We start from the raw sequence: 20,027 nt of genomic DNA, 5'->3' as shown, positions 1-20,027 counted from the left end.
ATGAAGGTTATCGGTGCGCTCTGCGGAGCTGCTCTACTCGCGACCGTCGGCGGCCTGGCGCTGACCGCCGGCAGCGGCGCCGCCGCGGAGGACGGACCCTCCTCGATCGTCGAGGACTTCACCCATCCGGACGCCGCCGGCATCCTGGCCCGCGACGGCCTCAAGCTGTTCAAGGGCGACGGCCACATCATCTTCGACTCGGCCCGCGACTTCTCCCAGTCGCAGTGCCCCACCGGCCTGGTCCAGGTCGAGAAGCACCTCGACGTCGAGCCCTACGGCAAGTACTACTGCTTCCGCACCATCGGCACCAAGGGCTTCCTGACCCTCGAGGTGCCCGGCACGTTCGGCGTCCGCGGCGGCACCGAGGACCTCGTCGTCACGGCCAAGATGCCCGACGGCACCACCCTCCCGCCGTACGAGGTGGAGCCGAACGAGCCGGTGGCGATCGAGCCCGGCGACGGCACCGAGGCGCCGAAGGCGATCCTCGTCGAAATCCGGATGAGCTGACCCAGTAGGCTCCCGAGCCGCCCGTCCACGCCGGACGGGCGGCTCGTCTGCGTATTCAGGGCCTACTTCATGGCGGCGGCGACCTCGCGCTCACACTCGGGCGCCAGTTCCAAGCCCATGCTGATCGAGCGCGGGTCGTTCTGGTCGCCGCCCAGGGCCGGACTCATGCCGTCCTCGGCGACCTCCACGTACTTGACGCCCTTCTCCTTCAGGCACTTCACCACCGCACGCCCGAAGTCGCGGGCCTCCGGGTTGGCCGGGTCCTTCTCCCACGGCGGCAACGGGTAGTGCAGCGGCTCGCAGATGCGGTTCGCCTTGTCGTGCTTCGCCGTCTCCTTCTTCGTGGCCGGCCTCGGCGCGCCGTTCGCGGGGCCCTTGCCCCGCACGATGCCGCCATGTTCCTCCAAGCACTTGTTGTACGGGCCGAGCATTGCCTCAAAGTCCTCGGGCGTGGTGTCCAGGCGTTCCCGCGGGCGTTGCGGTTTGGGCGCCGCGGACGCCTTCGCCGTCGGGCTGCTCAACGTGGCGACCTGCGCCTCTTTGCCCGCAGCCTGCTTGCCGCCGCCGGAATCGTCCGAGCAGCCGGACAGCGCCGTCAGCGCAATCGCGGTCACCAGAAGCACGTGACGTCCCCGCATGACATGGCCTTTCGTCCGATCCGTCCCGGGACGACCCCGGGCCGAGCGGTCAACCTAATCAGCGGAAGTCAAGAACCTGTCAGGACCGGCAGCCGGCCGTTGTCTCATCCGGACGGGGAACCTAGGTTCGAGACATGCCTCCGCACGCCGGTCCGGACGGCGCGGCGTTCCGCCTCGACGAGGCGGTCGCCGACGTCTACGGCGACCTCCGGCTGGCGCCGGTGCTGCGCCGGCTGCTGCGGCACACCGGCCGGCTGACCGGCTCGGTGGCGGGCAGCGTGTCGCTGATCGACGCGGACCGCGGCTGCTACGTCAAGGTCGCCGAGTACGGCGCCTCCTGCCGCCTCGGCCACTCGTTCCCGCTGGACGAGGGCGCCACCGGCCGCGCGTTCGGCAGCCGGCGGCCGGTGGTGATCCCGGACTACGGCCAGCTCCGGGCCGGTCATCTGGCCGCGGCGCACCCGGCCCGGCACGGCCCGGCGGCGGCGGTGCCGATCTGGTGGCGCGGTGACGTGATCGCGGTCAGTGTGGCGTTCGCCCCGGCGGCCGGTTCGCTCTCCGCCCGCGGCGTGGACGAACTGGAGGCGCTGACCCAGTCGGCGGCCGCGGCGATCGTCGAGTCCGGCCGGCGCGATCCGTCGCCGGCCGCGCTGATCCGGCGGCGGTTCGCCGGCCCGGCCGGTCCGCCGGCCCATGCGGTGGTCACCGAGGCCGGCCTGGTCCGCCCGGTCTCCCCCGAGGTCGCCCGGGTGGCCGCGGACCTGGTGGCGGACGCGGGCCGGGCGGCGGCGCGGCGGCGGCCGTACCCCCGCCTGCATGTGGCGATCGTCTACCGCCCGCAGGGTCTGCGGGTGCTGGTGCAGGACGAGACGACCGGCCCGCCGGCCGGGTCCGGTCCGGATCCGCTGGGCCTGGGCGCCGGTACCTGGGACGAGCTGCTGCGCCTGGCCGGCGGCGGTGTCACCGTCGAGCAGGTGCACGGCTGGGGTGTGCTGGTGCGCGCGGACGTGCCGTACTCGGTGGGTGCCCCGCCGGTCCGGTCCGGACCGGCGCCGTTCACGCCGCGCGAGGCCGAGGTGCTGGACCTGCTCCGGCACGGGCTGACCTACCGCGAGGTGGCGACCCGGCTCGGCCGGTCGGTGAAGACCGTGGAGAAGCACGTCGCCGCGATCCTGCGCAAGACCGGAGCCTCCAACCGTACGGCCGCCGTGGTCACCGCCCTGGACAACGGCTGGGTGGGTAATCTCCCCCATACCGCCGCCGGTCCCCGGGGGTCTTGACTGGCGTCGTGCCCGTCGTCTCCATGAAGGACCTCCTCGACCGCGCGCTGGCCGAACGGTACGGGGTGGCCGCCTTCAACATCGTCAACGACCTGACCATCGAGGCCGTGCTCGCCGCCGCGGTGGCCGAACACGCGCCGGTCATCCTGCAGACGTCGGTGAAGACCGTGCGGATGTACGGCCGGCTGCAGCTGTACGGCATCGTCCGGGCACTGGTCCGCGACGTCGGGGTGCCGGTGACGCTGCACCTGGACCACTGCCCGGACCGGGCGGTCATCTCCGACTGCCTGCGCGGCGGCTGGAACTCGGTGCTGTTCGACGCGCACGAACTGGACGTGGCGGAGAACCTGCGCCAGACCACCGAGGTGGTGGCCGAGGCCCGCCGGACCGGCGCGCACGTGGAGGGCGAGATCGAGGGCATCCAGGGCGTCGAGGACGACGTCGGCTCGGACGACGCCGCGGTGGTGCAGAGCCTGGAGGTGGCGGTCGACTTCATCCGGCGTACCGGCGTCGACTGTTTCGCCCCGGCCATCGGCAACGCGCACGGCCAGTACCGGCAGGCACCGGTGCTGAACGCCCAGCGGGTCAGCGACCTGGTCGCCGCCACCGGCATCCCGATGGCGCTGCACGGTGGCACCGGGCTGTCCGACGACCAGTTCACCGACCTGATCGCCCGGGGCTGCGCGAAGGTGAACATCTCCACGGCGCTGAAGGAGACGTACCTCAAGGCCGGCCTGGAGGTGCTGCGGGACGCCGGGGAACGGGACCGGTGGGACCCGCCGGCGCTGTTCCGGCACCAGCGGGCCGCGGTGGTGGACATGGCGCGGCACCACATCCGGCTGTTCGGCGGGTCGGGGCGGGCCTGGTGACCGCGCTCGTGCTGGACTGCGACGGGGTGCTGGCGGACACCGAGCGGCACGGCCACCTGCCCGCGTTCAACGCCACGTTCGCGCGATTCGGGCTGCCCGCCCGGTGGAGCGAGGACGAGTACGCCGGGAAGCTGCGGATCGGCGGCGGCAAGGAGCGGATGGCGTCGCTGTTCGCCGAACCGGCGTTCGCCGCGGCGGTGGGCGCCGGCGCCGACCGGGCGGAGCTGCTGCGCACCTGGCACCGGGCGAAGACCGAGGCCTTCCGGGACCTGGTCGCGGCGGGCCGGATTCCGGCGCGGCCGGGTGTCGCCCGGATCATCGGGGCGGCGCTGGACGCCGGGTGGACGGTCGCGGTGGCGTCGACGTCGGCCGAGGAGTCGGTACGCGCGGTGCTGACCGAGGCCGTCGGGCCGGCCACCGCCACGCGGATTCCGGTGTTCGCCGGCGACGTGGTGCCGGCGAAGAAGCCGGACCCGGCGATCTACCGGCTGACCGTCGACCGGCTCGGCCTGGACCGGGCGGACACGCTGGTGATCGAGGACTCCCGCAACGGGCTGCTCGCCGCGACCGGCGCCGGGCTGGCCTGCCTGGTCACCGTGAACGGCTACACCCGCGACGAGGACTTCGGCGAGGCGGCGCTGGTCGTCTCGGAACTGGGCGACCCGGGCCGGCCCCCGGTCGAGGTGCTGGCGAACCGGAGCGGGGCGCGCCCGGGTGCCTACCTCACGCTGGACGATCTGCGCGCCTGCCTGGAGGGCGGACGGTGACGGGCAACGCGGTACCGGGCGTGGAACTGGTGGTCCGCTCGATCGCCGAGACCGCGGTCGCGAACGAGAAGTACTTCGGTGACCTCGACGCGGTGGTCGGCGACGGCGACCTCGGCTACTCCCTGGCCCGTGGGTTCGAGAAGCTGCTGGAGGGCTGGGACGGCCTCGACCGCGGCGACGCCGGCACGTTCCTGAAGCGCTGCGGGATGGTGCTGGCGTCCCGGATCGGCGGTACGTCCGGGCCGCTGTGGGGCACCGCGTTCCTGCGCGCCGGCGCCGCCGCCGGGGCCGCCGCGGACCTGTCCGGCGCGCAGGTGGTCACGATGCTGCGGGCCGCGATCGAGGGGATCAAGGCGCGCGGGCAGGCGGACGTCGGCGACAAGACGTTGCTGGACGCCCTGGTACCGATGACCGACCGGCTGGAACGGGAGTTCGCCGCCGGGGCCGGCGCCGCGGCGGCCCTGCGCGCGGCCGCCGCCACCACCCGGGAGGCGGCCGACGCGACCCGCGGGATGGTCGCGAAGCGGGGACGCGCGTCGTACACCGGCGAGCGCAGCAGAGGCTCGGTGGACGCCGGCGCCGCGGCGGTGGCGGTCATCGTCGAGCGGATCAGCGAGACCTGGCAGACCCGAGGAGCGACGTCGTGAAGAAGTTCGTCAACGATCCCAAGAACTACGTGGCCGAGATGCTCGAGGGCGTCGCCCTGGCCAATCCGGACCGGCTGCGCTACGTCCCGGACTACCACCTGATCATGCGCACCGACGCGCCCCGGGACGACAAGGTGTCCGTCGTCCAGGGTTCCGGGTCCGGCCACGAACCGGCGCACGTCATGGTGGTCGGCCGCGGCATGCTCGATGCCGCGTGCCCGGGCGACGTGTTCGCCGCCCCGCCGATGGACTACGTGTACGAGACCGCGAAGCTGCTCGCCACGCCGAAGGGCGTCCTGCTGCTGGTGAACAACTACACCGGCGACCGGATGGCGTTCGACATGGGCCGGGAGATGGCCGAGGCGGACGGGGTGCGCGCGGAGATCCTGACCGTCAACGACGACGTGGCCGTGCAGGACTCCACGTACACCGTGGGCCGTCGCGGGGTGGCCGGCAACTTCTTCGTCATCAAGGCCGTCGGCGCCGCCGCCGAGCAGGGCGCGGACCTGGACGAGGTGCTGCGGATCGGCCGCAAGGTCAACGACGTCACGCGCACCATGGGCGTCGCGCTGACCGCCTGCACGCCGCCGGCGAAGGGTTCGCCGCTGTTCGAGCTGGGCGGCGACGAGATCGAGTTCGGGGTCGGCATCCACGGCGAGCCCGGCCGGGAACGCCGCCGGATCGCCGCCGCGGACGCGCTCGTCGACGACCTGCTGGAGGCGGTGGCCGGCGACCTGCCGTACCGGTCCGGCGACCGGGTCGCACTGATGATCAACGGGCTCGGCGGTACGCCGGTCAGCGAGCTGTACATCCTCTACCGGCACGCGCACCGGCAACTGGCCGGGCGGGGCATCACGGTCGGGCGCAGCTACGTGGGCGAGTACTGCACGTCGCTGGACATGGCCGGGGCGTCGCTGACCCTGGTCCGGCTGGACGACGAGATCGACCGGCTGCTGGATGCGCCCGCCGAGGTGGCGATCCGGGTGTTCTGACTCCTTCTTCGCGCAGGAATTCGGGCGTAGTCCTCCCGCACCGGTTGACCCGGGCGATCATGATGATCAGGATCACGTTCGGACAACCGCCCGAAGGAGGCCGCGTGCACGACGTCTCCACCCCTGCCGTGGTGGCACCGCAGGACGCCGAGCCGGGCCCGGACACCATGATCGCCTGCGAGAGCCTGGTGCGGATCTACCAGACCGGATCGATCGAGGTGCAGGCGCTGCAGGGGCTGGACCTGACGGTCGGCCGCGGCGAGATGATCGCCGTCGTCGGTGCGTCCGGTTCCGGCAAGTCCACGTTGCTGTCCATCCTCGCCGGCATCGACGCGCCGACCGCGGGCCGGGCCCGGGTCGGCCGGTGGGACCTGCTGGGGATGTCGCGCGCCGACCGGGTCCGCTACCGGCGGCACACCGTCGGGTTCGTCCGGCAGCAGACCGCCAGCAACCTGGTGCCGTACCTGACCGCGCGCCAGATGGTCGACCTGCCGATGACCGCGGCGCGCACCCCGGCGAAGCTGCGCGCCCCGCGCAGCACGGAACTGCTCGACACGCTGGGCGTCGGCGCCTGCGCGGACCGGCGCCCGGCCCAGCTCTCCGGCGGCCAGCAGATGCGCGTGGCCATCGCGGTGGCGCTGGCCAACCGGCCGCAGGTGCTGCTGGCCGACGAGCCGACCGGCGAGCTGGACACGGCCACCTCGGCGGAGGTCTTCGAGGCGCTGCACGACGTCAACCGGCAGTACGGCGTCACCGTCGTGATCGTCACCCACGATCCGGAGGTGAGCGGCCGGGTCGAGCGGACCGTGGCGATCCGGGACGGCCGGACCAGCAGCGAGGTGCTGCGGCGCACCGCCGCGGCCGACGACGGCGGCACCCACATGATCGCCGAGGAGTACGCCGTGATGGACCGCGCCGGACGGATCCAGGTGCCCCGCGACTACCGCGAGGCCCTGGCGCTGACCCGGCGGGTCCGGCTCACCCTGGAGGCGGACCGGGTCGAGATCCGCCCGGACACCGGAGACCGCGGGTGAGCGGCGACCGGGCCGCCGGGCCGCTGCTCAGCGTGCGCGACGTGCACCGGCGCTTCGGCTCCGGGCCGACCGCGGTCCAGGCGCTGCGGGACGTGTCGTTCGACGTCGGCACCGGCAGCATGGTGGCCGTCGTCGGCCGCTCCGGTTCCGGCAAGACCACGCTGCTCAACGTGGTCGGCGGCCTGGACTCCCCGGACACCGGCACGGTCGTCGTGGACGGCACCGAGGTGACCGCGCTCGACGACGACGGCCTGGCCGGACTGCGGCGCCGGACGGTGGCGTACGTGTTCCAGACGTTCGGGCTGATCCCGGTGCTCTCCGCCGCGGAGAACGTCGGGGTGCCGCTGCGGCTGGCCCGCGTGCCGGTCCGCGAGCGCGAGCAGCGGGTGGCGCGGCTGCTCGACCTGGTCGGCCTGGCCGAACACGCCCGGCAGCGTCCGGACGAGTTGTCCGGCGGGCAGCAGCAGCGGGTGGCGATCGCCCGGGCGCTGGCCGCCTCGCCCAAGCTGCTGATCGCCGACGAGCCCACCGGGCAGCTGGACGCGGAGACCGGGCTGGCCGTGATGGCCCTGCTCCGCGGCGTGGTGGAGGCGGAGAACGTGGCGGTGCTGGTGTCCACCCACGACCCGGTGATGATGGCGCTGGCCGACCGGGTGCTGCGGATGCACGACGGCCAGATCCACGAGCAGGAAGCCCCTTGAGCGTGACCGGGTACCGCCCGTGCTGAAGATGCTCGCCCGCCGCGTCCGGACCCAGTGGGCGCTGCTGGCCACGCTGCTGCTGCTGGTCACGATCGGCGCCACGCTGGTCGGCACCTGCACCCTGCTGGTCACCCGCACGGCCGGGCAGGCGCTGCGGCTGGCGGCCACCGGTGCGCCCGCCGCCGACGTCGCCACCACCGTCTACACCGTGAACGTCGACGGGCCGGGGGCCGCCTCGGTCGCCGCCGACACGCGCACCGCGCTCACCACCGCGCTCGCCCCGTTCCCGGTCGCCATCACCGTCCGGGCGGCGTCCCGGATGCGGTCGCTTCCTGGGCGGACCGAGGCGGCGGGGGCGACGCCGGAGACGTACCTGTCCGGGATCAGTGACCTGCCGGCCCGCGCCGTGCTGACCAGCGGTCGCTGGCCGCGGGCGGTCGACGGCCGGGCCCCGGTCGAGACCGTGGTGCTGGAGTCCACCGCACGGCAACTGGACCTGGCACCGGGCCGCCGGGTCCGGCTCGGCGCGGAACGCTCGGTCGACGCGGCCCCGGCCCTGGACGTCACCGTGGTCGGCATCGCCCGCCCGCGGCCGGGCACCGGGTGGGAGCGCGACCCGCTGACCGGCGCCGGCTACGACGCGGTCGTGGACAACGGCACCCCGGACCAGACCGCCCCGGTGTACGGACCCTTCCTCGCCGACCTCGACACGCTGCTCACCAGCGGCTCGGCCATGGCCCGCCTGGAGGTCACCGCCCATCCGGACCTGACCGGGGCCACCCTGCCCGACCTGCACTCCGCCGCCGCCGGGGTGGCCGGCGCGGACCGCCGCCTCTCCGCCGTGTACGGCGACCGGGTGCAGGTCCACCGGGTCGACGCCCGGCTGCCGCCGACCCTGCAGCGGGCCCGCGACCAGCAACAGGTCGCCGCGGCCGTGGTGCTGGCCGTCGCGGTCCTCGGCTGCGCGCTGGCCGCGACCGCCCTGGTGCTGGCCGGCCGGCTCACCGCCGGGGTACGGGCCGGGGAGACCACCCTGATGACCGCGCTGGGGGTCAGCCGCGGCCAGTTCGCCGCAGCCGCGGCCGTGGAGGCCGGCGTGCTCGCGGTCCTCGCCGCGGCGGTGGCGGTGCCGGCCTCCGCCGCCCTGCACGCCGGGCTCACCCACCTGCCACCGCTGGCCGGCTCCGGCCTGGCGGTGGGCCCGGGCACCAACGGCTCGCACCTGGCCGCGGTCACCGGCGGCGCGCTGCTGCTCGCCTCGGTGCTCGTCATCCTCGCGGTCCGGCCCGGCGGGTCCGCCGGCGGACGCCGCACCCGCACCGAGATGCTCGCCCGGTCGGGCGCCGACCTGCTGCTGGTGGCGTTCGCGGCGGTCGGCTGGTGGCAGCTGAACGGCCAGCCCACCGGCGCCACCACCCGCGCCGACGCGGTCCGCGTGGTCGCACCGGCGCTGGTGCTGACCGCCGGTGCCGCGCTCGTGCTCCGGGTGGTCCCGCCGGTGCTGCGCGGCCTCGACCGGCTGGCCCGCCGGGCCCGCGGGCTGGCGTTCCCGCTGGCCGCGTTCGAGGCGGCCCGCCGCCCGCACGCCGTCGCGGCGGGCCTCCTGGTCGGCCTGGCCTGCGCGGTGAGCACGTTCGGGGTCGCCTTCGACGCGACCTGGGAGCGCGCGCAGCGCGACCAGGCCGACCTGGCGGTCGGCACCGACCTCGCCGTCGCCGTGTCCGGGGCGCCGGGCCCCGGCGACGGTGCGGCGATCGCCGCGGCGACCGGTGGCACGGTCAGCCCGGCCACGGACCGGGGCATCCCGATCGGGCAGTGGACCGGCGGTGCCGGCGAACCGCCGCGGCTGATCGCCACCGACACCAGACCGGCCCGGGACCTGCTGCGCGGGAGGCTGGACAGCGGCGACACCTGGGCGGGCGTGGGCGCGGTCCTGGCACCGACCACCCGGGTCACCGGCGTCACCGTCCCGGCCGGCGCCGAGGTGCGCATCCGGGGGCGGGCCACCGGTGGGCTCCCGGTCGTGGTGAGCCCGCGCCTGTTGATGCAGGACGACACCGGCATGCGCAGCATCTGCACCGGGCCGCGGACACCGCTCGACGGCCGGACGTACCGGTTGCCGGACTGCGCGACGGCCGGCGGGCGGCAACTGGTCGCGGTCGAGCTGCCGGTCGCGTTGGCCGAACCGATCTCGTTCGACGACGCGCCGACGAGCGACATCGCGGTCACGCTCACCGTGCCGGGCACCTCGGCCGCGACCGCCTGGACCGCCACCTCCGTCGCGCCCGCTCCGGAACGGCTCGGCCGCCCGGGTGTCGCCGTCACCCGGGCCGGCGCCGGGACCCGGTTGGCGCTGACCGCGAAGAACGTCCAGTTCTCCGGCCCGGAGGAGGCCGCACGGACCCTCGTGGCCACCGCGTTCGCCGATCCCGGGCCGGTACCGGTCGCCATGTCCGCCCGGCTGGCCGACGAACTGGGCACCGGGCGCGGCGCCGAGCTCAGCCTCCTGGTGGGCACCACGCCGGTCGCCGCCACCGTGGCCACGGTGCTGCCCGCCGTACCGTCCGCGCCGGGCGCCCCCGGGGTGCTGGCCGATGTGGACACCCTCTCCCGCGCGCTGATCGTCAACGGTGAGCTGGCGTTCCCGCTGGACGCCTGGTGGGTCGGCAACCCGGCGACGGCCGACGCGGCGGCCCGGGCCACCGCCCTGCACCTCGGCACCGTCACCACCCGCGCCGCGGAGAACGCCCGGTTGATCGGCAGCCCGCCCCGCGCCGGGCAGTCCTCCGCCGTCCGCCTGCTCGTCCTCGCCGCGGCCCTGCTGCTGCTCGTCGGGATCGTCCTGCACGTGCACTCGGACCTGCAGGTCCGCGCGGTCGAGCTGGCCCGGCTGCGCGCCCTCGGGGTGACCCGGCGGGAGATCCGCACCACGCTGCTCGGTCAGCACGCCGGCGTCCTGCTCCCCCTGGTGGCGGCCGGCGCGGTCGTCGGCTGGTTCGCCACCCGCGCCGTCACCCCGTTGATGATCCGCTCGGAGAGCGGCGCCGCGGCGGTCCCGGCCGTCCTCCCGCACTGGCCGTGGGCGGACCAGGCGGTCCTGATCGCGGTGCTGCTGGCGGCCTGCACGCTCGCGGTGGCCGCCGTGGTGGCCGCGCAGACCCGGCGGGCCGACGCCGCGTACCTGCGGGTGGCGCCGTGACCCGGCGGCTCCGGGCACGCCCCCCGGCGATCCACTGGCCCAGCGTGCGCGGCCGGGCCCGGGCCGACGCCGGTCCCCTGCTGCTGGTGGCCGCCGTGGTCGCCGTGGTCACCCTGCTCGCCGGCGCCACCCCGCCGCTGATCCGGGCCACCGCCGACGACGCGGTCCGGGACGCGGTCCGCAGCGCCGGTCCGGACGCCGAGGTGGTGGCGACCGCCCGCTTCGACTACGACGACGGCGTCGACGGCCGGGTCCGCAACCCGGGTCTCCGCGAGGACGTCGAAGATTTCCGGAACCGGGTCGACGACGCCCTCGATCCGCGACTGCGCGCCGTGCTGCGCCGGCCCGTCTCGGTGGTCTCCGGCCCCACGTTCGACGTCACCGACGGCAGCCTGCTGCGGACGTTCCAGTTCACCTACCTCGCCGACGAGCGCGGCGCACACAGCGCCACCCAGGTCACCTGGATCGCCGGGCACGAGCCCCGGGCCGCGGTGCCGCCGGAGGACGCCGCGATCAGCGTCCCCTACCAGGCCCCGCCCTGGCCGGTGCAGGTCGGTCTCTCCGAGGCGGACGCCGCCGCGCTGCGGGTCCGCCCCGGTGACCGGATCAAGCTCAAGGACAAGAACTACCGCGCCAAGAACGTCCAGGTGAGCGGCATCTTCCGGGCCAACGACAGCACCGACCCCACCTGGCGGCTCGCGCCCGGGCTGCTGCGCCCGCGGTCCGGCGCGGACGGCGTCGGCAACACCCGGCTGGGCGGGTTGCTGTCGCCGGAGTCGCTGCCCGACGCGCGGCTCGCGGTCGAGTCCGACGAACTGGACCGGTACGTGCACTTCGAGGCGAACCCGGACGCCATCTCCGCCGGCACCGCCCGCGACGTCGCCGCCATCCTGGTCACCCTCCGCGCCACCAGCACGGGCAGCGGAAGCGCCACCGCCGGCGACTTCTCCCCGCGGTGGCAGTCCCAGTTGGACGGGGTGCTCGGCGCCGTCCAGATCCGGATCAACGCGGCCACCGCGCAGGCGTCCGTGCTGCTGGTCGGCGTCCTGGCCGGTGCGGTGCTGGTGCTGCTGCTCGCCGCCGCGCTGCTGGCGCGCCGCCGGGCGCAGGCGCTGACCGCGGCCCGGCAACGCGGCGCCGGACTGACCGACCTGGGCGCCGAGCTCCTGCTCGAATCCACCGCGGTGGCGCTGACCGCGGCCGCCGCCGGGCTCGCGCTCGCCCGCGTGGCCGGGCCCGGCATCTCCTGGCGGTGGGCGGTCCCGGTGGTGCTCGCCGCCGCCGTCGCGGGCCCGGCGTTCGGGGTGCTGCGCGCCGCCCGGGCCACCCGCGACCGGCGGGTGCCGGCCAACCGCTCGGCCCGCCTGCACCTGCGCCGGACCGGGCAGATCCGCCGCGCCGCCGTGGAGTTCGCCGCCCTGCTCACCGCGGCCGGCGCCATGGTGGCGCTGCACCAGCGCGGCATCCTGCCCACCCCGGCGGCCTCCGCCGGTGCGCTCGCCCCGTGGTCCGACGCGGACGACACCGCGGCACTCGCGTCCAGCGCGCCCGCGCTCGGCGTCCTGGTCGGCGCGCTGGTCCTGCTGCGGCTGCTGCCCCCGGCGTTGCGTCTCGCGCTGCGGCGGGCGCTGCGGTCCCGGCGGCCGATGGCGGTGTTCGGCACCGCGCAGGCCGCCGCCACCTCGGCCCGGGCACTGCCGCTGCTGGTGATGGTGAGCGCGACCGCGCTGGCCACGTTCGCGCTGGCCCTGGGCGTCACCGCCGAGCGTGGCCTGGCGGACGCCGCGTGGCGCACCGTCGGCGCCGACGTGCGCCTGGACGCCGGCCAGAGCGAGGAGGTCGACGTGCCGGCCCTCGCGCGGCGGATCGCCGCCGCACCGGGCGTCCGGCAGGCCGTCGCCGCACAGATCCTCGACACCGCCCGCCTCACCGACGGCTCGGGCATCATCAGGCCCCGGCTGGTCGTCGTGGACGCGGCGGCGTACCGGGAACTGCTGGCCTCGCTCCCCCTGCCGGACGCGCCGGCCCTGGCCGGCCTGGCACCCACCGCGCCCGGCGCGGTGCCGGCGCTGGTGTGGTCGGAGAACGGCGCGCTGCGGCCCGGCATGCGGCTGGAACTGCCCCGCAAGGACGCGCCGGCGGTCGCCCTCACCGCGGTCGGGACCGCGCCCCCGGTCGGCGACACCCGCGACGTGGTCATCGTCGACGCGGCCGCGCTGACCGCCGCCGGGGTGCCGGTGGTACCGGACACCATCTGGGTGACCGGTCCCGGGGCGGCGCGGGCGACCACGGGCATCGCCGGGGTGGAGACGGTGGTGCGCACGGAGGTGCTCCGGGAACGGCGTACCGCGCCGCTGACCGCCGGGCTGCTGCGGCTGGCCTGGCTGTCCGCCGCCACGCTGGCGGCCCTCGGGCTGCTCGGGCTGGCGCTGGGTGCGGCCGCGAGCGCACCGCAGCGGTGGCAGACGCTGGGCCGGTTGCGCACCCTCGGCCTGCGGCTGCGCGACGGCCGCTGGGTCGCGGCCGGGGAGCTGCTGCCGGCGGTGCTGGTCGCCGCGGCCGGTGGCCCGCTGCTGGGGCTGCTGCTGGCGCTGCTGACGTTCGACTCGCTCGCGCTGCGCACGCTCGTCGGAGGCGACAGCGACCCGGCGGTGGCGGTGCCCTGGTGGGGCGCCGGCCTGCTCGCCGCCGGCCTGGTCGCGGCGGTCGCCGTGGTGGTGTGGGCCGAGTCGGTGCTGCGCCGCCGGCGCGGGCTGAGCGAACTGCTCCGGGTCGGCGGATAGCGCGTTCCGCGATGAGTTCGCGGACGCTGCCCGGTCCTACCCCCGTCGACTCGGAAAGGACCGGAGCGGATGCAGATCAAGGCCAACGGTGTCGAATTGTCCGTGGAGACGAGCGGGGATCCGGCGGATCCGCCGGTGCTGCTGATCGGCCTCACCACGCTGAGCTGGCCGGACGAGCTGTGCGCGGCGCTCACCGGGCGGTACGTGGTGCGCTACGACCTGCGCGACGCCGGCCGGTCGACGTTCGCCGACCCGGACGCCCCCGGCTACGACCTGCGCGACCTGGTGACCGACGCGTCCGAGCTGCTGAGGGCGCTGGGCCTGGGGCGTGCGCACGTGGTCGGGACGGACGTCGGCGGGTTCATCGCCCAGGTGCTCGCGCTCGACCATCCGGACCAGGTCGCGTCGCTGACGCTGATCGCCACCCGGCCGGTCGCGCCCGGTCCGGTCGACCCGGACCTGCCCGACCACGAGCCGGAGCTGATGGCGCGGCTGTTCGGCGGCCCGGAGCCGGACTGGACCGACCGGGACGGCGTGGTCGACTACCTGACCGACATGGCGCGGCTGACGTCCGGGTCGCGGGGATTCGACGAGCGGGACGTCCGGGACGCGGCCGGCGCGGTCTTCGACCGGGCGGGCCGGACGGCGGCGGCGCAGCGGGCCAGCCACCTCGGCACCATGTTCGCGGCCGTCGACTGCCGGCCGCGGTGGCGGGAACGGCTCGGCGGGATCACCGCCCCGACCCTGGTGGTGCACGGCGACGAGGATCCGTTCTTCCCGCACGGGAACGCGGAGGCGCTGGTCGCCGAGATCCCGGGCGCCACGCTGCTCACCCTGCCGGGCATCGGCCAGGGTCTGCCGCGGGTGACCTGGCCGACGGTCGCGGCCGCCCTGCTGCGCCACACCGGCTGACCCTGCCGGACCGGCGGGCGGTGCCCGCGGACGAGGTCACCGCCTCCGGTCAGGCCCGCAGGTACCGGAGCACGGCCAGGACCCGGCGGTGGTCCGAGCGGTCGTGCGGCAGGTCGAGCTTCGTGAAGATGGCGGTGACGTGCTTCTCCACGCTGCGGTCCGCCAGGTGCAGCGCCTCGGCGATGGCCACGTTGGAGCGGCCCTCGGCGATCAGGCCGAGGATCTGCCGTTCCCGGGCGGACAGGCGCGCCAGTCCGGCGTCCACGGCCGGCGCGGCGAGCAGGTGCCGGACCACCTCCGGGTCGAGCGCGGTGCCGCCCGCCGCCACCCGGCGCAGCGCCTCCACGAATTCGCCGGTGCTGACGATCCGGTCCTTCAGCAGGTATCCGACGTGCCCGGTGTGCTCGGACAGCAGCCGCCGGGCGTAGTCGGTCTCCACCCACTGGGAGAAGACCAGGACTCCGATCGCCGGGTACGCCGACCGGATGGCCAGCGCCGCCCGCAGGCCCTCGTCGGTGTGCGTCGGCGGCATCCGCACGTCCACCACGGCCGCGTCGGGTCGTTCCGCCGCCACCGCGGTGAGCAGCGCGTCCGCGTCGCTGACCGCGGCGGCCACCGCGATGTCGTACTCGCCCAGCAGCAGCACGATCCCGTCCCGCAGCAGCGGGTTGTCCTCCGCGATGACGACGCGCATCTCAGCCCTCCCGGGGCAGGGTCATGGTCACGACGGTGGGGCCGCCGGGCGGCGAGTCGACGTCCAGGTGCCCGTCCAGGGCCTCGGCGCGGCGGGCCAGTCCGCCCAGCCCGGTGCCGGCCGGGCCGCCCGGTGCGGCGCCGCCCCGGCCGTCGTCGTGGACGACCAGCTTGAGTGCCGGGCCGTCGTCGCCGAGCCAGATCCGGACCCGGGTGGCGCCAGCGTGCCGGGCGATGTTGGTGAGCAGTTCGGCCACCGTGAAGTACACCGCCGACGCGGTCGCCTCCGGTGGCCGGCCGGACAGCTCGACCGTGACCGACGCCGGCACCGCGCTACGACCGGCCAGGGTGGACAGTGCCACGTCGAGGCCGTCGTCGAGCGCCGGCGGATGCAGGCCGCGGACGATGTCGCGCAGCTCGGCGAGTGCCTCGGTGACCGTGCCGCGGGCATCCGCGGCGAGCGCGCGGACCGGCTCGTCGGTGCTGCGGTGCTCGATCCGGGACAGGGCCACGCCCAGCGACACCAGCCGGGCCTGGGTGCCGTCGTGCAGGTCGCGTTCGACCCGGCGCAGCGTCGCCGCCGCGTCCGCCTGCAGCGCCGCCCGGCCCGCTTCGAGCTGGGCGATCCGGCGGGCCGCCCGGCCGGGCCGGAGCAGGCCGCGGACCAGGGCCGAGTCGCCGGCCACGACCAGGCGGACGAACCAGGGCAGTGCCAGCAGCAGCAGGGCACCGCGGCCCGCCTCCAGCCACGCCTGTCCCCAGGTGTGCGCGTCCAGCATGTCGAACGGGTTCGGGGCGAGGAACCACCAGAGCGGGTACGTCACCGCGAGGCCGCCGCTGGCCACCGCGACCACGATCCCGTAGGCGCCCGCGTAGACCAGCAGGAAGTGCAGGAAGCAGAAGGCCAGCGCGCGCCACGCGGTGCCGTCGCCGAACACCTCGGTGAACCGCCCCCACCGGCTCCGGGCGCGCAGCGGGGGCGGATCGGGCCAGTCCCAGCCGAGGATCCGCCGGGCCGGCATCCGGAAGTAGCCCGGGGTGCGGCGGGCCAGGAACAGCACACCGGCCAGCAGGGCCAGGCCGAACACCACGACGGACAGCGCGCTCGCCGCGATACCCAGCAGGGCCAGCGCGAACGGGGGCGCGCCCAGCACCGCCGCGACCAGCAGGTACGCCGCCTCCCGCCACCGGCGCGCGCCGAACCAGGACCGGACCAGGCTCACCCGATGACCTCGATCGGCGCCCGCCGCAGACTCAGCGCCGCGGGCAGCACCATGCCGGTGCCGACCAGGGCGGCGGTCACCACGACGCCACCCACCAGCCAGGACGCCGGCAGCCACGGGCGCCAGGTGCCCAGTGCGGTGTGCAGCAGCGGGAGCAGCGTGGTCAGGGCCACGACCGCCCCGGCCACGAGCGCGGTCCCGGTCACCACCAGAGCCTCGCAGATCACCACGGCCAGCGTGCGCCCCCGGGTGCCGCCGGCCAGCCGGAGCACCGCCAGGTCGCGGCGGCGGGCCTGTGTCGCGGTCACCAACGTGTTCACCGCGGCGACCGCGGCGAAGGCGGTGTACGCCCCGGTGCCGGAGTACTCCAGCCAGCGGTCCGCGGCCGGGCCCGCGACGCCGGTGACGTGCTCGGTGGTCGTACCCATGGTGATCGTGAACGCGGCGAAGCCGACCGCGAGGGTGAGCGGCACCAGGGCGCCGGACAGCGACCGGGCCCGCGCGACGACCGCGTCGGCGGCCAGGCCACCGGCCGTGCCGGCCAGGCGGGCCAGCGGTGCCGCGACCCGCAGCAGAACCGGCCCGAGCAGCCCCACGCCCACGCACATGGCCAGCATGACGAAGAACCCGGCCTCGTCGGCGGTCTTCGCGTCCCGGCCGCTGAGCACCGCCGACAGCGCGATCCCGCCGGCCACCAGGAGCAGACCTACCGGGGTACGGACCGCGCCGGTGCGGCGCCGGGGCACCGCGGCCTCGGTCAGCGCGACCGCCGGCCGCAGCCGGGACGGCCGGACCGCGGCCACCAGCGCGCCGAGCAGCGAGGTGCCGACGGTGACCGCGAACGCGATCGGCACGGTGCCGCCGTGCATCCGGAACCCGACCTCGGCGGGCACGATCCCGTGTTCGACCAGGCCGTGCAGCCAGGCGTACCCGGCGAGCAGGCCGAGCGGCAGTCCCGCCGCGGTGGCCGGCAGCGCGACCAGGGCGGCCTGCGCGGCGATCGCCCGCCGGACCCGCCCGGGGGTGGCGCCGATCGTGCGGACCAGCGCCAGATCGCCGGCCTGGTCGGCGATCGCGGTGCCCATGGTGACACCGACGATGAGCAGCGACAGATAGATCGAGGACACCAGGAACACCACCGGAAGATCGGCGATGCCGGTGGCGGTCAGCGCGGCCCGCCGCCCCGGATCCAGCGGGGCGCCGTCGAACGACGCCACCAGGCAGAGCCCGGTGGTGACCAGCGTCGCGGCCAGGGTCTGGGTGGCGGCCGGGCCGAGGAACGCCCACGGGTTCCGGCGCAGCGCCTGGCGGATCACGCCGCCACCGCCGACACGCCGCGCAGCCGGTCGGCGATGGTCGCCGCGTCCGGGGTCGGCCGGTCGTCGGCCACCGCGCCGTCGCGCAGCAGCACCAGCCGGTCGCTCCACGCGGCCGCGACCGGGTCGTGCGTCACCATCAGCACGGTCACCCGGTCCCGGTCGACGGCCTGGCGCAGCAGGGTCAGGATCCGGTCGCCGGTGGTCGGGTCGAGCGCCCCGGTCGGTTCGTCCGCGAAGATCACCGCCGGTGCGGTGACCAGTGCCCGGGCCACCGCGACGCGCTGCCGCTGCCCGCCGGACAACTCGCCGACCGGGCGGTCGCCGAGACCGGCCAGCCCCACCTGGGTGAGCACCTCGTCCACGGTGCGCGCCCGGGGGCCGCCGAGCCGGGCCGGCAGCGCCACGTTCTGGCGTACGGTCAGCTCGGACAGCAGGTTGTAGGCCTGGAAGACGAAACCGGCCCGGTCCCGGCGCAGCCGGGTGCGGCGCGCCTCGCGCATCCGGGCGATGTCCTGGCCGACCAGGCGGACCCGGCCGCCGGTGGGGCGGTCCAGACCGGCGGCACAGTGCAGCAGCGTGCTCTTGCCCGAGCCGGTGGCGCCCATCACGGCGACGAACTGGCCGGCGGGCACGTCGAGGGACACGTCACGCAGCGCGCGCACCCCGTGCGGATAGCGCCGCGAGACGGATGTCAGGGAGACCACGGATTCCATGGCACCAGCCTGGCCGCCGGCGGACGGCCGGACATCCGGGTAGACCCGTCGGCCGGGGTGCGGTCAACCGCACCCCGGCCGCGCTCAGTGCGGGTTCGCGGACTTGCGGCGGTGCAGGGTGAACGTGACGACCAGCACGACCAGCGCGCCGACCAGCAGCCCGAGGACGGCACTGGCCACGGTGTTGACCAGCCACCCGACAAGCCCGCCGAGCGCGCCGGTGGCGTCGTGGGCGGCCTCCTCCCAGTGGTGCACGGCCTCGTACAGCACGTGCAGGCCCAGCTCGTCCGCGCCGACCAGCAGGATGTGCCCGCCCACCCACAGCATCGCGGCGGTGCCGACCACGGTGAGCACGGTGAGAACCACCGGCATGGCGCGGACCAGGCTCCGGCCGAACGCGGCGGCGGCACCGGAGAGCTGCGACAGGCGCAGCCCGGCATCGTCCATCCGCACGATCAGCGCCACCACGCCGTACACCAGGACCGTCATGACCAGCGCGACCACGGCCAGGATCGCCAGGCGCGACCAGAACGCCTCCTCGATCACCTCGTTCAGGGTGATGACCATGATCTCGGCCGAGAGGATGAGGTCCGTCCGTACCGCGCCGGCCACCAGAGTCTTCTCGTCCTGCACCTTCTCCTCGCCCGCGCCGTGGGCGTCGTGATGGGCGATCCGGGCCCACACCTTCTCCGCGCCCTCGAAGCACAGGTAGGCGCCGCCGAGCATCAGGATCGGCGTGAGCAGCCACGGGAGGAACTGACTGAGCAGCAGCACCGTCGGCAGGATGACCAGGAACTTGTTGCGCAGCGAGCCCAGGGCGATGCGCTTGATGATCGGCAGTTCACGGTCGGCCGCCAGGCTCCGCACGTACTGCGGCGTGACGGCGGCGTCGTCGATGACGACGCCGGTGGCCTTGGCGCCGGCCTTCGCGGCCGCCGCCCCGACATCGTCGATCGACGCGGCGGCGGCGCGCGCCAGCACCGCCACGTCGTCCAGCAGGGCAACGAGTCCACCAGCCAAGGGAGGGTCCTTCCAGGGTCGAGCCAGTCCGTGCCGGCCATTCTCGTCCAGATTCTGCCTGGGAGTGACACAGCCTGTTACCCGGCGGTCCGCCGTTGAAGACTCACTGCGGCACATTTCACCACGCCGCGTCGGAAGGATGAGAGATGTTCGCGCCAGCTCGACTCGTGGCGGGTCCCGGCAGGTTCGTCACGCTGGTGGCGGTCTTCGTGGCCGTCGCCGCCTGCCGGTCGGAACCGGGGCCGGCTCCGTCCGGCGACACCCACCCGTACGTCGGCATGTGGGTGACCGCCGACCAGCACATCCGCCAGGAACTGCGGGCCGACGGCCGGTACGACGAGGCACGCGGGCAGCGCGCCAGCGCCTACACCGGGCGGTACGAGGTGACCGGCGACCACATCGAGTACTGGGACGACGCCGGCTTCACCGCCGACGGCCGGTTCGACGGCGACGTCCTGCACCACGGCGGTTACCTGTTCTACCGCGAGGGCAGCCCGGCACACCGGCGGGCCGCCGGGGAACCGGGCGCCACACGCCGCGACGGGTGATCAGCCGAGGGTGACGTTGAAGATCGGGTTGGCCGCCAGGGTCCGGAACGCGGCCAGGTTGGCCTTGGTGCCGTCGATGCTGATGTCGCGGTCGCCCTGGTCGTCCTGCTTGGTGTCGAAGTAGACGATCGCCTTGATGTTCGGGCGCTTGGCCAGCTCCGGGAGCACGCTGCGGAAGCCGG

Annotated in this window: 18 protein-coding genes and 1 pseudogene; 12 read left to right on the top strand and 7 right to left on the bottom strand. The window is 75.3% G+C overall.

Annotated features, from left to right (window positions below):
- Positions 1 to 507, top strand: a 507-nt coding sequence (locus LDL48_RS42540) for a hypothetical protein (protein ID WP_225260893.1), incomplete at its 5' end; no start/stop codon positions are given.
- A 62-nt stretch (positions 508 to 569) separates the two neighbouring features.
- Here the strand turns inward: LDL48_RS42540 and LDL48_RS42535 are convergent.
- The gene (locus LDL48_RS42535) at positions 570 to 1,130 is read right to left on the bottom strand and encodes a hypothetical protein (protein ID WP_225260892.1); all 561 of its coding nucleotides are present in this window, start codon (positions 1,128 to 1,130) and stop codon (positions 570 to 572) included.
- Positions 1,131 to 1,279: 149 nt separating this feature from the next.
- On the opposite strand from LDL48_RS42535, the gene LDL48_RS42530 reads away from it, so the two are divergent.
- The 10 genes from LDL48_RS42530 (at position 1,280) to LDL48_RS42485 (ending at position 14,329) form a co-directional block, all read left to right on the top strand.
- The gene (locus LDL48_RS42530) at positions 1,280 to 2,425 is read left to right on the top strand and encodes a LuxR C-terminal-related transcriptional regulator (protein WP_225260891.1); all 1,146 of its coding nucleotides are present in this window, start codon (positions 1,280 to 1,282) and stop codon (positions 2,423 to 2,425) included.
- Between the two features lie 8 nt (positions 2,426 to 2,433).
- Entirely contained in the window at positions 2,434 to 3,294 is an 861-nt protein-coding gene (locus tag LDL48_RS42525) for a class II fructose-bisphosphate aldolase (protein ID WP_225260890.1), read from the top strand.
- Positions 3,291 to 4,061 (top strand): HAD-IA family hydrolase, encoded by a 771-nt coding sequence (locus LDL48_RS42520; RefSeq protein ID WP_225260889.1) that lies wholly within the window; start codon positions 3,291 to 3,293, stop codon positions 4,059 to 4,061. Before LDL48_RS42525 ends, LDL48_RS42520 begins: the two co-directional genes overlap by 4 nt.
- A complete protein-coding gene (dhaL, locus tag LDL48_RS42515) occupies positions 4,058 to 4,708 on the top strand; it encodes a dihydroxyacetone kinase subunit DhaL (protein WP_225260888.1) in 651 nt (216 codons plus the stop codon). Before LDL48_RS42520 ends, dhaL begins: the two co-directional genes overlap by 4 nt.
- Positions 4,705 to 5,700 carry a dihydroxyacetone kinase subunit DhaK gene (gene dhaK, locus LDL48_RS42510; protein WP_225260887.1) on the top strand — a complete coding sequence of 332 codons (996 nt, stop codon included), beginning with the start codon at positions 4,705 to 4,707 and terminating at the stop codon, positions 5,698 to 5,700. Before dhaL ends, dhaK begins: the two co-directional genes overlap by 4 nt.
- 167 nt (positions 5,701 to 5,867) lie before the next feature.
- Entirely contained in the window at positions 5,868 to 6,734 is an 867-nt protein-coding gene (locus LDL48_RS42505) for an ATP-binding cassette domain-containing protein (protein ID WP_225260895.1), read from the top strand.
- Complete coding sequence (locus LDL48_RS42500; RefSeq protein WP_225260886.1) at positions 6,731 to 7,435, top strand: ABC transporter ATP-binding protein; 705 nt, start codon at positions 6,731 to 6,733, stop codon at positions 7,433 to 7,435. The genes LDL48_RS42505 and LDL48_RS42500 overlap by 4 nt, the downstream gene beginning before the upstream one ends.
- Before the next feature lie 28 nt (positions 7,436 to 7,463).
- Positions 7,464 to 10,634 (top strand): FtsX-like permease family protein, encoded by a 3,171-nt coding sequence (locus tag LDL48_RS42495; RefSeq protein ID WP_225260894.1) that lies wholly within the window; start codon positions 7,464 to 7,466, stop codon positions 10,632 to 10,634.
- Positions 10,631 to 13,417 (top strand): ABC transporter permease, encoded by a 2,787-nt coding sequence (locus tag LDL48_RS42490; RefSeq protein WP_225260885.1) that lies wholly within the window; start codon positions 10,631 to 10,633, stop codon positions 13,415 to 13,417. Before LDL48_RS42495 ends, LDL48_RS42490 begins: the two co-directional genes overlap by 4 nt.
- A gap of 69 nt (positions 13,418 to 13,486) precedes the next feature.
- The gene (locus tag LDL48_RS42485) at positions 13,487 to 14,329 is read left to right on the top strand and encodes an alpha/beta fold hydrolase (protein ID WP_225260884.1); all 843 of its coding nucleotides are present in this window, start codon (positions 13,487 to 13,489) and stop codon (positions 14,327 to 14,329) included.
- Positions 14,330 to 14,378: 49 nt separating this feature from the next.
- Here the strand turns inward: LDL48_RS42485 and LDL48_RS42480 are convergent, their stop codons facing one another.
- From LDL48_RS42480 to LDL48_RS42460, 5 genes are all read right to left on the bottom strand, one after another.
- Entirely contained in the window at positions 14,379 to 15,023 is a 645-nt protein-coding gene (locus LDL48_RS42480) for a response regulator (RefSeq protein ID WP_225260883.1), read from the bottom strand.
- Position 15,024: 1 nt separating this feature from the next.
- Positions 15,025 to 16,245 (bottom strand): sensor histidine kinase, encoded by a 1,221-nt coding sequence (locus LDL48_RS42475; protein ID WP_225260882.1) that lies wholly within the window; start codon positions 16,243 to 16,245, stop codon positions 15,025 to 15,027.
- Positions 16,242 to 17,561 (bottom strand): FtsX-like permease family protein, encoded by a 1,320-nt coding sequence (locus LDL48_RS42470; protein WP_225260881.1) that lies wholly within the window; start codon positions 17,559 to 17,561, stop codon positions 16,242 to 16,244. Before LDL48_RS42470 ends, LDL48_RS42475 begins: the two co-directional genes overlap by 4 nt.
- On the bottom strand, positions 17,558 to 18,277 hold the full coding sequence (locus LDL48_RS42465) for an ABC transporter ATP-binding protein (protein WP_225260880.1): 720 nt from the start codon (positions 18,275 to 18,277) through the stop codon (positions 17,558 to 17,560). The genes LDL48_RS42470 and LDL48_RS42465 overlap by 4 nt, the downstream gene beginning before the upstream one ends.
- Before the next feature lie 84 nt (positions 18,278 to 18,361).
- Positions 18,362 to 19,297, bottom strand: coding sequence for a DUF808 domain-containing protein (locus LDL48_RS42460; RefSeq protein ID WP_225260879.1), 936 nt, complete (start codon positions 19,295 to 19,297; stop codon positions 18,362 to 18,364).
- 146 nt (positions 19,298 to 19,443) lie between these two features.
- Between LDL48_RS42460 and LDL48_RS42455 the strand changes: the two genes are divergently transcribed.
- On the top strand, positions 19,444 to 19,845 hold the full coding sequence (locus LDL48_RS42455; protein WP_225260878.1) for an Atu4866 domain-containing protein: 402 nt from the start codon (positions 19,444 to 19,446) through the stop codon (positions 19,843 to 19,845).
- Here the strand turns inward: LDL48_RS42455 and LDL48_RS42450 are convergent.
- Positions 19,846 to 20,027: pseudogene (locus tag LDL48_RS42450) on the bottom strand (CBM96 family carbohydrate-binding protein); the annotation flags it as partial.

The sequence above is a fragment of the Jidongwangia harbinensis genome, from assembly GCF_020216025.1.
Lineage (GTDB): Bacteria > Actinomycetota > Actinomycetes > Mycobacteriales > Micromonosporaceae > Actinoplanes > Actinoplanes harbinensis.
Note: the sequence above shows the minus strand (reverse complement) of the source record. Positions and strands in the feature narration are given on the sequence as shown.